At 37.4% G+C, this 13,168-nt stretch carries 15 protein-coding genes; 9 read left to right on the forward strand and 6 right to left on the reverse strand.

Annotated elements, in window-relative coordinates; genetic code table 11:
• Nucleotides 1-247: 247 nt before the first annotated feature.
• A complete protein-coding gene (gene nadN, locus DV428_RS08995) occupies nucleotides 248-2,059 on the reverse strand; it encodes an NAD nucleotidase (RefSeq protein WP_005626434.1) in 1,812 nt (603 codons plus the stop codon).
• Between the two features lie 24 nt (nucleotides 2,060-2,083).
• Nucleotides 2,084-2,863, reverse strand: a complete 780-nt coding sequence (locus DV428_RS09000; RefSeq protein WP_114909473.1) for a hypothetical protein — start codon at nucleotides 2,861-2,863, stop codon at nucleotides 2,084-2,086.
• A 311-nt stretch (nucleotides 2,864-3,174) separates the two neighbouring features.
• Here DV428_RS09000 and rpsP point away from each other — a divergent pair, with 311 nt between their 5' ends.
• Genes rpsP through rplS form a run of 4 tightly spaced genes read left to right on the forward strand, consistent with a single transcriptional unit; the run spans nucleotide 3,175 to nucleotide 5,157 of the window.
• Complete coding sequence (rpsP, locus tag DV428_RS09005; RefSeq protein WP_114909474.1) at nucleotides 3,175-3,420, forward strand: 30S ribosomal protein S16; 246 nt, start codon at nucleotides 3,175-3,177, stop codon at nucleotides 3,418-3,420.
• 44 nt (nucleotides 3,421-3,464) lie between these two features.
• Nucleotides 3,465-3,992 (forward strand): ribosome maturation factor RimM, encoded by a 528-nt coding sequence (gene rimM / locus DV428_RS09010; RefSeq protein ID WP_065244522.1) that lies wholly within the window; start codon nucleotides 3,465-3,467, stop codon nucleotides 3,990-3,992.
• Nucleotides 3,993-4,029: 37 nt separating this feature from the next.
• On the forward strand, nucleotides 4,030-4,770 hold the full coding sequence (trmD, locus tag DV428_RS09015) for a tRNA (guanosine(37)-N1)-methyltransferase TrmD (protein WP_114909475.1): 741 nt from the start codon (nucleotides 4,030-4,032) through the stop codon (nucleotides 4,768-4,770).
• A gap of 36 nt (nucleotides 4,771-4,806) precedes the next feature.
• A complete protein-coding gene (gene rplS / locus DV428_RS09020; RefSeq protein WP_005626422.1) occupies nucleotides 4,807-5,157 on the forward strand; it encodes a 50S ribosomal protein L19 in 351 nt (116 codons plus the stop codon).
• A gap of 51 nt (nucleotides 5,158-5,208) precedes the next feature.
• On the opposite strand, the gene DV428_RS09025 is transcribed toward rplS, so the two are convergent.
• Nucleotides 5,209-5,946 carry an epoxyqueuosine reductase QueH gene (locus DV428_RS09025; protein ID WP_114909476.1) on the reverse strand — a complete coding sequence of 246 codons (738 nt, stop codon included), beginning with the start codon at nucleotides 5,944-5,946 and terminating at the stop codon, nucleotides 5,209-5,211.
• A gap of 50 nt (nucleotides 5,947-5,996) precedes the next feature.
• Nucleotides 5,997-6,986 (reverse strand): octaprenyl diphosphate synthase, encoded by a 990-nt coding sequence (gene ispB / locus DV428_RS09030; RefSeq protein ID WP_046949924.1) that lies wholly within the window; start codon nucleotides 6,984-6,986, stop codon nucleotides 5,997-5,999.
• Nucleotides 6,987-7,199: 213 nt separating this feature from the next.
• Between ispB and rplU the strand changes: the two genes are divergently transcribed.
• The 4 genes from rplU (at nucleotide 7,200) to cgtA (ending at nucleotide 9,990) form a co-directional block, all read left to right on the forward strand.
• The gene (rplU, locus tag DV428_RS09035) at nucleotides 7,200-7,511 is read left to right on the forward strand and encodes a 50S ribosomal protein L21 (RefSeq protein ID WP_005626416.1); all 312 of its coding nucleotides are present in this window, start codon (nucleotides 7,200-7,202) and stop codon (nucleotides 7,509-7,511) included.
• A 20-nt stretch (nucleotides 7,512-7,531) separates the two neighbouring features.
• Nucleotides 7,532-7,789, forward strand: a complete 258-nt coding sequence (gene rpmA, locus DV428_RS09040) for a 50S ribosomal protein L27 (protein ID WP_114909477.1) — start codon at nucleotides 7,532-7,534, stop codon at nucleotides 7,787-7,789.
• An 80-nt stretch (nucleotides 7,790-7,869) separates the two neighbouring features.
• Nucleotides 7,870-8,790, forward strand: coding sequence for a DMT family transporter (locus DV428_RS09045; RefSeq protein ID WP_114909478.1), 921 nt, complete (start codon nucleotides 7,870-7,872; stop codon nucleotides 8,788-8,790).
• Between the two features lie 27 nt (nucleotides 8,791-8,817).
• The gene (gene cgtA, locus DV428_RS09050; RefSeq protein ID WP_114909479.1) at nucleotides 8,818-9,990 is read left to right on the forward strand and encodes an Obg family GTPase CgtA; all 1,173 of its coding nucleotides are present in this window, start codon (nucleotides 8,818-8,820) and stop codon (nucleotides 9,988-9,990) included.
• A gap of 70 nt (nucleotides 9,991-10,060) precedes the next feature.
• On the opposite strand, the gene ndk is transcribed toward cgtA, so the two are convergent.
• Entirely contained in the window at nucleotides 10,061-10,483 is a 423-nt protein-coding gene (gene ndk, locus DV428_RS09055; RefSeq protein ID WP_162790807.1) for a nucleoside-diphosphate kinase, read from the reverse strand.
• Between the two features lie 9 nt (nucleotides 10,484-10,492).
• Nucleotides 10,493-11,797 carry an aminopeptidase PepB gene (gene pepB / locus DV428_RS09060; protein WP_114909481.1) on the reverse strand — a complete coding sequence of 435 codons (1,305 nt, stop codon included), beginning with the start codon at nucleotides 11,795-11,797 and terminating at the stop codon, nucleotides 10,493-10,495.
• A 147-nt stretch (nucleotides 11,798-11,944) separates the two neighbouring features.
• On the opposite strand from pepB, the gene DV428_RS09065 reads away from it, so the two are divergent.
• Nucleotides 11,945-13,165: an O-antigen ligase family protein gene (locus tag DV428_RS09065; protein ID WP_114909482.1), complete on the forward strand. Its 1,221-nt coding sequence runs from the start codon at nucleotides 11,945-11,947 to the stop codon at nucleotides 13,163-13,165.
• Nucleotides 13,166-13,168 lie beyond the last annotated feature (3 nt).

Below are 13,168 nucleotides of genomic sequence, written 5' to 3' on the forward strand. Positions count from 1 at the left end.
GATCTTTCTAACAAAAATACACAGTCTAAAACAAATTTGACTACTTGAAAGATCTCCCCAAAAATGGCCTAGATTATCGCAATAAACCACCCTATTTTTCAACCTTTCTAGGGAATTTATTTTCCACGAGAAACCATTCAGGTGTGGAATAATCACGATTCTCAATCATCTACGGCATCTTAAAGCAGCAAACTCATAACAAAAATAGCGCGTTAAATACGCGCTATTTTTAGTCTATTTTTCAATTTTATTTTTTAGGTAAGGCATCAGTTGAAGCATTAAATTTCACATTTGATGAAGTATAAGCCTCAAAGTGCGGATGTTTTTTCATAAATTTAATGAAACTTTCCGCATCAGGCAAGTATGTATCAACGCCTTCATATTTAGGATCGTTAAATAATTTACCAAAAGTTTTGTACCCATCTTTACCGCTAGCTACATAAGCATTGGTACCAACGAGATAACGTTTATTATCATCAATCGGTTCCCATTGCTGGGTTTGTTTATTCAATACTTCCACGCTCACTAAGCGTTTACCTTCTGCATTTGGTGTTTCATTCGCTTCGTAACGAATGCCTGCTCCATAAGGGAATGCCCCAGTAGAACCATCAACTAAAGCAAATTGCATCGCATCTTCAAGTACTTGTTTCACTAACGAACCTTCCATTTTATAGGTATATAACGTATTGCCGAAAGGTAAGAAAGTATAAGCATCATTAAAGGTTACATTGCCTGGTAAAATATCCGCACGAACACCGCCTGCATTTTGAATAGTTAAATCTACTGTTTTGAGTTCGTTATACATCGTTTCTGCAATAAAGCGTGTCGCGATAGAACCTTCTGGATTAGAGCCCGCTTTATTTGGGATGCGGTTTGCTGAACCACCCGGCATTGCAGAGCCAGTGATGACGCCAACAATTTCTTGTGCTAAACGATCTTTTTCACTTTTATATTTTGAAATAAGCATGTCTGTTTTTGCATCATGATCATCAAGTGAAATACTCTTCATTGATTTTAAAGTATCAAGCGCTTTTTTACGTTCATCACCTGTTAGTTCGGTCCATTTACCTTCCGCATTTTTCACTTGAAGTTTATGAGAACTCATTAACACATGAGGAATTTTACGAGTAATAGACGCAATACCTTCAGGACTGAATTTCACGCCTAAGTCACCCACCACAGCAGAATAAGCCCAGCCTTCCATTACAAATACCGGTTCGCCATTCGGATTTTTAAATTCAAGTGGATATTCATAGATTACTGGCAATTTTAAACCACGTAATTCATCATTTCCGTATAAATAATGTGAATCGCCAGTAACGATCACATCAATATCATTCACTTTTTGAGCAATTTCGATATTTTTTTCACTACCTGCGTGTGAAAGTAAGATGATTTTATTAATACCTTGTTGTTTTAGCGCATTTGCCATAATTTGTGCGGTAGCAATTTCATCATAGAACTTCACATCCTTACCTGGTGAAGATGAATTAACCGTTTTATTCACGGTATCTAAACCGATAATAGCAATTTTTTCTCCATCCACAGTGAAAATATCGTAAGGTTTCCATTTGTTATATAAAATTGAATTTTTATCAGGAATAACATTGGCTGAAAGTACTGGAATTTTTAATGGCTCGAGTAGTTTTAATAAACCTTCATTACCCGCATCAAATTCATGGTTACCCAAAGTAAAATAATGGAAATTACCAGCATTCATAACAGCCGCATCAGCGGAACCGCCAAAAAGGGTGAAATACAGTGTACCGGTAATCGCATCACCAGCATGTAGCACTAATGGATTTTTATACTTTTTACGCAACTCATAAAGTTTTCCATTCACAGCAGAAAAACCACCAATATCAACCTTTGTTTGTTGACCATTTAAATTAATTCTCGCTTCGTGCGGTTCCAAATAAGAATGGTGGTCGTTAATATGTAAGATACTTAACTCCACAGCTTTATGTGCTTGCGGCGCTTCTTTAGCAAAGGTTGCGCCAGAGCAAAGCATTGCTAACGCACTAACTGCAAAGGTAACTGATTTTTTAGATAAAAACATAATGGCTCCTTGTGAGTAAACAGATTAATTTAAGCCTTCAAGCATTGCTTGGAAAGTCTTATAACGAATAGCATAGTTATTGTGTTGAAGATTTTCACGTGCTTGATCTAAATACGAAAAATCATCAACTTCGACCCCTTTAAATTGGCGAGCAAACATCATATTAGCTAGAGCAAGGCGGGGCTTAATTTCAGAAGATGGGGTTATCAAACTCACTCGATTCTCGGTAATAGAAAAAGTTGTTTGATTAGGAAAATCTTGACGTATCTGTTCAATAATTTTTTGAAATATGCCTTTAGCATCCAAAGACAATAATATGATTTGATCTGGTTTTGCCCCTCGTTCTATTAAAGCCTGAACAAATTGCTCCGAATTATCTGTTTGACGAATATAAATTTTTGCCTGCTCATTCGCTAAAAAAGACACCAATAAGTTTTTCTTCATTTCCTGAATTAAATTAGCATCGCCAGTATTTATCGGCTCAAAGTATAAATAATCGAGAAATTTAGGAGTGAGATTTTTATCTGTTTTAAAAATACGAGTGAGGATTTTTTCGCTTATTTGGATCTGATTATCTAGGAATTGAGGAGGTAAAGAAAAAAGTGCGGTGAGTTTTTTCTGTAAAATCGAAACTTGTTGCTTTTCTTGTTTGGCTAAAGCGATTGAAAATTGTTGCTTTAAAGCCTCAGCGGACTCAGTAGATACTGATTGGTGAGAAGACGAAGGAGGACTCGCTATCACAGATTGTTGAATGCCAATACATGACGCTAATCCAAGTAACACAGAATGAAAACCGATTTTCATAATAAACCTCATTTAACTGATATTTTATCAATGTAAAATACCGCTTAACGCGTAAACTTGACCTAAAACTGCTTGAGAGTTTCTCAGATTATACGTAAAACAAAATTGCATGTGAATGATAATATTTAGCTTTTCAAGGGGGATGTAACGTACTTATTAGAATGCTCATCCAAAACTTGCAATTTTGCTCAAAAAGTATAAAATTCGCAGGCTTTTTGTCTATATATACAGAGAAAAAAGTAAGCTATATTCTTAAATCGCTTTCGAATTTGGGAATATTCTTTTAGTAATTAAACATTTAGAGGAAGGTTATGGTAACCATTCGTTTATCTCGTGGCGGAGCTAAAAAACGCCCATTTTATCAAATCGTAGTAGCTGACAGCCGTTCACCACGTGATGGTCGTTTCATTGAGCGTGTAGGTTTCTTCAACCCAATCGCACAAGGTAACGCAGAACGTGTTCGTATCGACCTAGACCGTGTTAACCACTGGGTTGCTCAAGGTGCGTCACTTTCAGATCGTGTTGCAACTTTGGTAAAAGAAGCTCAAAAAGCATAATCTCGCTTTTTGATTTAGTTCTTAAACTAAGATAGGTGAAAAATATGGAACAACAACGTATTGAAGTTGTGGGCAAATTAGGCTCAACCTACGGTATTCGTGGGTGGTTACGTATTTATTCATCAACAGAACAAGCTGAAAGCATTTTTGATTATCAACCTTGGTTTTTAAAAATCAAAGGTGAGTGGCAGCCAACTGAATTAGAAAACTGGCGTCATCATAATCACGAAATCATCGTTAAATTAAAAGGCGTTGATGATCGTGAAGCCGCACAAATTTTAGCAAATGTTGAAATCGGTGTGGATTTATCTGTTTTCCCAGAACTAGAAGAAGGCGATTATTACTGGCACGATTTAATTGGTTGCTCAGTCGTAAACCTAGAAGGTTATACAATGGGAACGGTGACAGAGATGATGGAAACAGGTTCTAATGATGTATTAGTGGTGAAAGCCAATACGAAAGATGCTTTTGGAAAACAAGAGCGGTTAATTCCGTTTTTGTATGAACAAGTAGTTAAAAGAGTCGATCTCACCACGAAAACTATTGAAGTGGATTGGGACGCTGGTTTCTAATCTCAAGTATGCACAAACGTAATGTAGTAGGCTTTTTATGTGGATAGGGGTGATTTCATTATTCCCCGAAATGTTTAAAGCAATTACGGAATTTGGGGTTACAGGTAGAGCCGTAAAACATAATCTTCTGCAAGTAGAATGTTGGAATCCAAGAGATTTTACATTCGACAAGCATAAAACCGTAGATGACCGCCCTTATGGTGGTGGCCCGGGAATGCTGATGATGGTACAACCTTTACGGGATGCGATTCATACTGCAAAAGCAGCGGCAGGAGAAGGCGCAAAGGTGATTTACCTTTCGCCACAAGGACGTAAACTCGATCAAGGCGGCGTAACCGATCTTGCTCAAAATCAGAAATTGATTTTAGTATGCGGACGTTACGAAGGTATTGATGAACGATTGATTCAAACTGAAATTGATGAAGAATGGTCAATCGGCGATTACGTTCTAACTGGTGGGGAATTGCCAGCAATGACATTAATTGATGCTGTTGCGCGTTTTATTCCTGGTGTATTAGGCAAACAAGCCTCCGCAGAAGAAGATTCTTTTGCAGATGGTTTATTAGATTGCCCGCATTACACCAGACCAGAAGTGTTAGAAGGATTAACTGTACCACCCGTGCTGATGTCGGGACATCACGAAGAAATTCGTAAATGGCGATTAAAACAATCGCTACAAAGAACCTGGCTCCGACGCCCTGAGCTCTTAGAAGGCCTAGCTCTGACTGACGAACAACGTAAACTGTTAAAAGAGGCGAAAGCCGAGCATAACAGTTAGTTTCAGTTACATCTAGGATCAATAAAGGATCAAACAATGTCTAACATTATCAAACAACTTGAACAAGAACAATTAAAACAAAACGTACCTAGCTTCCGCCCAGGTGATACTTTAGAAGTTAAAGTATGGGTAGTTGAAGGTAGCAAACGTCGTTTGCAAGCATTCGAAGGCGTGGTTATTGCAATTCGTAACCGTGGCTTGCACTCAGCATTTACTTTACGTAAAGTATCTAACGGCGTAGGCGTTGAGCGTGTATTCCAAACTCACTCTCCAGCTGTAGATTCTATCGCTGTTAAACGTAAAGGTGCGGTACGTAAAGCTAAACTTTACTACTTACGTGAACGTTCAGGTAAATCAGCTCGTATTAAAGAGCGTTTGGGCGAATAATTTCGCAAAGAAAAAGGCTTGGGATTCCAAGCCTTTTTTGTGTTCATCATATTAATCAGCACTATAATACAATTTTCCGATTTCAATTTTTTGACGACCAGTCTCTTCTCGCCATTTATTACTATCACGTAAAGAATACACACAGCCGCAATATTCCTGTTGATAAAACCGCTCACGCTTACTAATCTCAATCATGCGTTGCGAGCCACCTTCTTTTCGCCAGTTATAATCCCAATAAATAACATCATCATATTTTTCCGCAGCGCGATGCCCACAACCATTGATTTGATTCATATCCTTCCAGCGAGAAATGCCCAGGCAACTAGTAAATACAGGGAAGCCATGTTCATGAGCATATTCAGCAGCTTTTTCAAAACGCATATCAAAACACATAGTGCAACGAACTCCCCTCTCAGGCTCCCATTCCATTCCTTTAGCACGATCAAACCAATTTTGACGATCGTAATCTGCATCAATAAATGGAATGCCAAATTTTTGGGCAAAACGAATATTTTCTTCTTTACGAATTAAATATTCTTTGAGTGGATGAATGTTCGGATTGTAAAAATAAATCGTAAATTCAATGCCAGATGCAAGGATTGCTTCCATCACTTCACCCGAGCAAGGCGCACAGCATGAATGTAAAAGGAGTTTATTATGTCCATCTGGCAACTCAAGTTTTTCACGAATAAAAGGTGCATTAGGATCTTTGCGTACCTTTTGTTTACGAGTTTTGCCTTGAAAGTTAACCGCACTTTGCTCGGGTTTAGATTGAAGTTCTGTATTCATAAAGTTTAATTAAAATTAATTGATATCAAGTATATAAGCTAAATTAATGGCTAATAATTTCTATCCACAGACAAATAAGCCAAAGAAATCAATGCCTTCTTATAATCACTGTCTGGCAACATTGCAATTGCATCTACTGCTTTTTGAGCCTCTTCTTTCGCACGATTCATTGCATAATCTAAAGACTTATGCTCATCCATAATAGCTAATACTTCATCAATAGCTTCACGTTTACCGCCTTGCTCTATCGCTTCGCGAATTAAAGCTGCCTGTTGAGCATTACCATGACGCATAGCGTGTAGCAGAGGAAGAGTTGGTTTTCCTTCAGCTAAATCATCGCCTACATTTTTACCTAGAGCTTGTGCGTTTGCACTATAATCCAATACATCATCCACGAGCTGAAATGCAGTTCCAAGATAACGCCCATAATCTTGTAAAGCCTTTTCTTGAGCTTCTGTTCCGCCCGCAACAATTGCCGCAGCCTGACCAGCCACTTCAAACAAACGCGCAGTTTTGCTATAAATGACACGCATATAATTAGCTTCGCTCGTTTCGGGATCATTAACATTCATTAACTGCTGAACTTCGCCTTCTGCTAAAACGTTAGTCGCATCGGCCATAATTCCCAAAATCTTCAATGACTCTAATTGTGCAACTAATTGAAATGCACGCGTATAAATAAAGTCTCCTACCAGCACACTTGCAGCATTCCCAAATTCTGAATTCGCCGTAGCTCGCCCACGACGCATATCGGACTCATCCACCACATCATCATGTAGTAAAGAGGCAGTATGAATAAATTCAACAAAAGTAGCACAAGTAATTGAATTAGAGCCTTCAAACCCTAAAGATCGAGCTGCGAGAACTGCGATCAATGGACGGATCCGCTTACCACCACCTTGAACAATATAAAAACCTAACTGCCCTATTAATGGAACATCTGAATTAAGCTGAGCAAGAATATTTTGATTCACTTTTTGCATGTCGGGATCTGCAAGTTTCTGGATCTCGTCTATGCTCATAAGATCTTGTTTCTTCATTTTTTCATCAATTATTAGTCAAAAGTGCGGTGCATTTTACCCGAATTTTCAGACTTTCTGAAATCAATCCGCAAATGAAGGGAATTTTTTTATTTTATTGTAAATAAATTCTTGCCATAAGTAGGATTTTTCCGTAGAATTTGCGACCTATTTATATGAATTTTTAAGTGTGGACTGCTAAAGAGCAGGGAAACACAATTAAGCGGAGTATTTATGTACGCAGTTTTCCAAAGTGGCGGTAAACAACACCGTGTGAGCGAAGGTCAAGTTGTTCGTTTAGAAAAACTTGAACTTGCAACTGGCGCAACAGTTGAGTTCGATTCTGTGTTGATGGTCGTTAATGGTGAAGATGTTAAAATCGGTGCACCAGTAGTTGCTGGCGCAAAAGTAGTGGCTGAAGTCGTTGCACAAGGTCGTGGCGAGAAAGTTAAAATCGTTAAATTCCGTCGTCGCAAACACAGCCGTAAACAACAAGGTCATCGTCAGTGGTTCACAGAAGTGAAAATCACTGGGATTCAAGCATAATTTCAGAGGAGATCAAGTAGATGGCAACTAAAAAAGCTGGTGGTTCAACTCGTAACGGTCGCGATTCTGAAGCTAAACGCCTTGGTGTTAAACGTTTCGGTGGCGAATCTGTATTAGCAGGTAGCATCATTGTTCGTCAACGTGGTACTAAATTCCACGCAGGTAACAACGTAGGTATGGGGAAAGACCACACCTTATTCGCAACTGCAGATGGTAAAGTTAAATTTGAAGTAAAAGGCGAGAAAAGCCGTAAATACGTAAGTATTGTTACTGAATAATTTAAAATCTATTCGATTGAAACGCCCTACAATTTTGTGGGGCGTTTTGTCTTTTTTAATTTCACATAAGCGAGCAAGCAATGAAACAACAACCTATATTAGGCTTTACCTTTGCGCTTATTACCGCTATGGCTTGGGGATCCTTACCTATCGCCCTAAAACAAGCTTTGTCTGTAATGAACGCACAAACTATCGTATGGTATCGTTTTATTGTAGCCGCAATCTCATTATTAGCTCTACTTGCTTATAAAAAGAAATTACCTGAACCAATGAAAGTCGGTCAATATGCTTGGCTTGCTCTTATTGGGGTAATTGGCCTTACCGGCAATTTTCTATTATTTAGTAGTTCGCTGAATTATATTGAACCTTCAGTTGCACAAATTTTTATTCATTTATCCTCTTTTGGAATGCTCATCTGTGGTGTACTGATCTTCAAAGAAAAATTGGGGTTGCACCAAAAGATTGGACTTTTCTTATTGTTAATTGGTTTAGGCTTATTCTTTAATGATCGTTTTGATGTATTTGCTGGACTAAATCAGTATTCAACAGGTGTCATCTTAAGCGTAGCAGGATCCCTTATTTGGGTCGCTTATGGAATGGCGCAAAAATTAATGTTGCGTAAATTTAATTCACAACAAATCTTGCTAATGATGTATTTAGGTTGTGCCATAGCCTTTATGCCGATGGCTGAATTCTCGCAAGTACAAGAACTCACACCTTTAGCTCTGATTTGTTTTATTTACTGCTGTGTAAATACCTTAATTGGATATGGCTCTTATGCGGAAGCACTTAATCGTTGGGATGTATCAAAAGTCAGTGTTGTTATCACACTTGTACCTCTTTTCACAATACTATTTTCCCATATTGCCCATTATTTTAGCCCAGCAGATTTTGCGGCACCAGAATTGAATAACATTAGCTATATTGGCGCATTTGTTGTAGTATGCGGGGCAATTTTATCCGCGATTGGACATAAATTATTACCGCATAAAACTCATTAAAGTGCGGTTTATTTTGGAGAAGTTTTAATGAAATTTATTGATGAATCCCTTATTAGAATTGAGGCTGGGGATGGTGGCAACGGTTGCGTAAGTTTTCGTCGAGAGAAATTTATTCCGAAAGGTGGCCCTGACGGTGGCGACGGTGGCGATGGTGGCGATGTATATTTACAAGCTGATGAAAACCTCAATACCTTAATCGATTACCGTTTTAATAAACGCTTTGCGGCAGAGCGCGGAGAGAATGGACGGAGTTCAGATTGTACAGGACGTCGAGGTAAAGATATTATTTTACCTGTTCCCGTAGGGACTCGTGCTATTGATAACGACACCAAAGAAACCTTGGGAGATTTAACCCAACACGGTCAAAAAATGTTAGTAGCCAAAGGTGGTTATCACGGTTTAGGGAATACCCGTTTCAAATCATCGGTAAACCGTGCACCGCGTCAAAAAACAATGGGAACACCGGGCGAAAAACGCGATTTATTACTCGAATTAATGCTACTTGCCGATGTTGGAATGCTCGGTTTACCTAATGCTGGTAAATCCACTTTTATTCGTGCCGTTTCAGCAGCCAAACCAAAAGTTGCAGATTATCCGTTTACTACCCTGGTACCAAGTCTCGGTGTTGTGAAAGTGGACGACTCACATAGTTTCGTAGTCGCTGATATTCCAGGATTAATTGAGGGCGCAGCAGATGGCGCAGGACTAGGAATTCGCTTTTTGAAACATCTCGAACGTTGTAGAGTGCTTATTCACCTAGTTGATATAGCCCCAATTGATGGATCTAATCCAGCAGATAACGTGGCTATTATTGAATCTGAACTTTTCCAATACAGCGAAAAATTATCAGAAAAACCACGTTGGTTAGTATTTAATAAAATTGATACGATGAGTGATGAAGAAGCTGAAGAGCGAGCTCAAGAAATTGCTGAACAATTAGGTTGGGAAGAAGACTATTACCTGATTTCAGCTGCAACAGGGAAAAATGTTCCACCACTTTGTCGTGATATTATGGACTTTATCATAGCGAATCCACGGGAAGCTGAAACACAACAAGTTGCACCTGAAGAAGTGAAATTCAAATGGGAAGATTACCATCAAGAACAACTAGCGGAGCATCAATTTGATGATGACGAAGATTGGGATGATGATTGGACCGAAGAAGATGATGAAGGAATTGAGTTCATTTATAAACCTTAAGAAGGTCTAACTTTATAAACATTAAAAATTTAAAAGCACCTAAACTACTTTAGGTGCTTTTTACTATCAATCAACGCTCAAAAATTTCAGAATCAGTAAAAAAATAAGTAATTTCACGATTTGCACTTTCCACACTATCCGAACCATGAACTGAATTCTCACGCTGACTTAATGCAAAATCTTTACGAATTGTACCTTCTGCTGCAATTTCTGGATTCGTTGTACCAATCAAAGTGCGGTAATCTTTCACTGCATTTTCTTTTTCAAGTACAGAAACCACTATCGGTGAAGACATCATATAATCAACTAAAGGAGCAAAAAATTCTTTTCCTTGATGCTCTGCATAAAAGCCTTCAGCCTGCTCACGAGTTAAGCGTACCATTTTAGAAGCTATGATTTTAAAGCCATTTTGCTCAAAACGAGTTAAGATCGCCCCAATTAGATTGCGCTTTACCGCATCAGGTTTAATAATCGAAAAAGTTCTTTCTGTCATCATATCTCCTTACTTCAATGATTTTGATAACATTAAATTTGCTAAAGTTTGCACACCAATCCCTGTTGCCCCAACAGCCCATAAATCACTACCAGATTTACGATAAGTCGCGGAACAATCAATATGCAACCAATTTTGCTGATAATTTTTTACAAAATACGATAAAAATGCCGTTGCAGTGCTTGCTCCAGCTCCAACTGGAACCGAACCAATATTAGCAATATCGGCAAAAGATGAATTAATTTGTGAACGATGAAAATCTTCAAATGGTAAACGCCAGAAGGGTTCATTTTCTGCTTGTGCTGATTGGAAAAGATTCTTCACGAGATCATCATCCATAGATAATACCGAATGATAGTCATTTCCTACTGCCACTTTTGCAGCCCCAGTTAAAGTCGCACAATCAATAATAAAACCTGGATTTTGGTTATCAGCCTCAATTAATCCATCGGCCAACACCAAACGACCTTCAGCGTCAGTATTGAGCACTTCTGCTGTCACGCCATTTTTATAAGTAATAATATCACCCAGTTTAAATGCATTATTGCTTACCAAATTTTCTGCGCAACATAAATACAGTTTAACGCGTTGATTTAATCCACGAGCGATAGCAAAACCTAAAGCCCCCGTTAATAGTGCAGCACCGCCCATATCAGTACGCATTGTGCTCATTCCATCACTTGGTTTAATGCTGTAACCACCACTGTCAAAAGTAATTCCCTTGCCAACCAAACAAGCTAACACAGGCGCATTCGGATCTTGTGCTGGATTGAAATCTAGTTGCAACATGGCTGGTAAGTTAATAGAGCCTTTACCCACAGTCCAAATTCCATGATAACTTTGTTGCTCAAGTTCCTCACCTGAAATAATCTTAAAACTTACCGCACTTTTTTCATTATAAATGTCCGCTTGGTTTAAGATAAATTCAGCTGCACGTTCTGCTAATTTTACTGGTGTTAGGCTTTGTGCCGGCTCATTAATAATTCCACGCACAAAATCACTACATTCGATACGCGCCAATAATTCATCTTGTAGATCATGATCCAAATGAGGAAACTCAATCGCGTAATCTTGTTTTGCGGTATAAAAACCTTGATAAAACGCCCAGCAAAATTCTAAATCCCATCTTTCACCGACTAATTCCACATCTTTAATTCCCTGCCCACGCAATTTACGAGCAGCTTGTTGAACTAAAGTGCGGTCAGTTTTTTCATTATTTTTTAAATGAATCGTAGTTTTATTAGAGTCAAAGCTCAAAATAGCATTTTTTCCCCAAGCGTCAGTGGCTAACGCATTTGAAATCGTGATTTGCATATCTTCCCCATACATAAAACAAAAAGGATTAAAAAACTATACCAGTTTTATACCTAATTTCACATCATTCAATCATGAATAACAAGCATTTTACAAATATTTAAGGTAGAATCTACAAAATTTAAGTTTGCACATGCTTTTATTCGTATGATTCAAGAAAAACATCTAACGTTTACAATTAACCTCTTAGTTTCTCTATTTTTCTTAACCGTTTTGATCATTCCAAAGGGTTATAATTATGCACCAATAATATTAAGCACGATTGGATTGATTTATTTCATACCATTAAAGAAAAAACTATCTTTTAGCTCTGAAGATAAAAAACTAATTTTTTCTTTTTTATTTTATTTCTTCACATTCTTATTATCTATCATTATCAATAAAGATGGGATTAGAGAAATAGATAATCCAAGCCGACTTCTTTTATTCATTCCCCTACTACTTTTATTCAAAAACTTTCCAATAAAAAGGAAAACAATTTTATATGCGATTCCTTCTAGTGCATTAATTACTGGATGTGTTGCGTTATTTCAGAAGTTTGCATTAGGATATGAAAAACCATTTCCTGAAACAATGCATATACAAATGGGTGATATCGCCATATCTTTAGCAATATCAAGTCTTATTATTAGTATCTATTTTTCTATAAAAAAAGAATATAAATCAGCACTATTTGGAATGATTGGTCTGATACTAGCTGTAAGTACTAGTGCGCTATCTGGGGCTAGAGGTGGATGGATTGGCTTCCCTATTGTATTTTTTATTGTTTTAGTTCTATATAGAAAATATATTAATAGAAAATTAATTCTATCTTTATTTATAATAACCACCCTGGGATTTTCCACATTACTTTCAAGCTCTAAATTTGGAGTTGAGCAACGTTATAATGAAGCAAAATCAGATATCATTAATTACTTTGAAGAAAGTAATAAAGATACATCCTTAGGGGCTCGCTTTGATATGTGGGAAAATGCATTAATTGCTATTAAGGAAGCACCTATATTTGGCCATGGTAGTGAAGGATACAACCAATTTAGAGATCGACAAGTGAGCTCAGGACAAATGGCTAAAACAACTTTAGGCTTTAAAAGTTTACATAACCAATATTTAGAATCGTGGGTGAAACGAGGGGTAATTGGATTTATAGGCTTAATTTTTGTTATTCTAATACCATTATTTTTCTTTATTAAAAATTTAAATACTGAAAATTTAGAAATAAAATGCATTACTATCCTAGGGATTACACATATTATTTCTCACCTATTCTTTTTCACGAGTCAATCATTTTTAGCCCATAATTCAGGTAATATATTTTATTTTTTTACCTTCCTTATATTTTATTGCCTAACTAAACGAAAACAAACTTAAATA

This window comes from Haemophilus haemolyticus, from assembly GCF_003352385.1.
In the GTDB taxonomy this organism is placed as follows: Bacteria; Pseudomonadota; Gammaproteobacteria; order Enterobacterales; family Pasteurellaceae; genus Haemophilus; species Haemophilus haemolyticus_I.

Excerpts from the sequence above, each read along its gene's own strand:
- nadN (WP_005626434.1), bottom strand. The coding sequence starts at position 2,059 with ATGTTTTTATCTAAAAAATCAGTTACCTTTGCAGTTAGTGCGTTAGCA.
- DV428_RS09000 (WP_114909473.1), bottom strand. The coding sequence starts at position 2,863 with ATGAAAATCGGTTTTCATTCTGTGTTACTTGGATTAGCGTCATGTATT.
- rpsP (WP_114909474.1), top strand. The coding sequence starts at position 3,175 with ATGGTAACCATTCGTTTATCTCGTGGCGGAGCTAAAAAACGCCCATTT.
- rimM (WP_065244522.1), top strand. The coding sequence starts at position 3,465 with ATGGAACAACAACGTATTGAAGTTGTGGGCAAATTAGGCTCAACCTAC.
- trmD (WP_114909475.1), top strand. The coding sequence starts at position 4,030 with ATGTGGATAGGGGTGATTTCATTATTCCCCGAAATGTTTAAAGCAATT.
- rplS (WP_005626422.1), top strand. The coding sequence starts at position 4,807 with ATGTCTAACATTATCAAACAACTTGAACAAGAACAATTAAAACAAAAC.
- DV428_RS09025 (WP_114909476.1), bottom strand. The coding sequence starts at position 5,946 with ATGAATACAGAACTTCAATCTAAACCCGAGCAAAGTGCGGTTAACTTT.
- ispB (WP_046949924.1), bottom strand. The coding sequence starts at position 6,986 with ATGAAGAAACAAGATCTTATGAGCATAGACGAGATCCAGAAACTTGCA.
- rplU (WP_005626416.1), top strand. The coding sequence starts at position 7,200 with ATGTACGCAGTTTTCCAAAGTGGCGGTAAACAACACCGTGTGAGCGAA.
- rpmA (WP_114909477.1), top strand. The coding sequence starts at position 7,532 with ATGGCAACTAAAAAAGCTGGTGGTTCAACTCGTAACGGTCGCGATTCT.
- DV428_RS09045 (WP_114909478.1), top strand. The coding sequence starts at position 7,870 with ATGAAACAACAACCTATATTAGGCTTTACCTTTGCGCTTATTACCGCT.
- cgtA (WP_114909479.1), top strand. The coding sequence starts at position 8,818 with ATGAAATTTATTGATGAATCCCTTATTAGAATTGAGGCTGGGGATGGT.
- ndk (WP_162790807.1), bottom strand. The coding sequence starts at position 10,483 with ATGACAGAAAGAACTTTTTCGATTATTAAACCTGATGCGGTAAAGCGC.
- pepB (WP_114909481.1), bottom strand. The coding sequence starts at position 11,797 with ATGCAAATCACGATTTCAAATGCGTTAGCCACTGACGCTTGGGGAAAA.
- DV428_RS09065 (WP_114909482.1), top strand. The coding sequence starts at position 11,945 with ATGATTCAAGAAAAACATCTAACGTTTACAATTAACCTCTTAGTTTCT.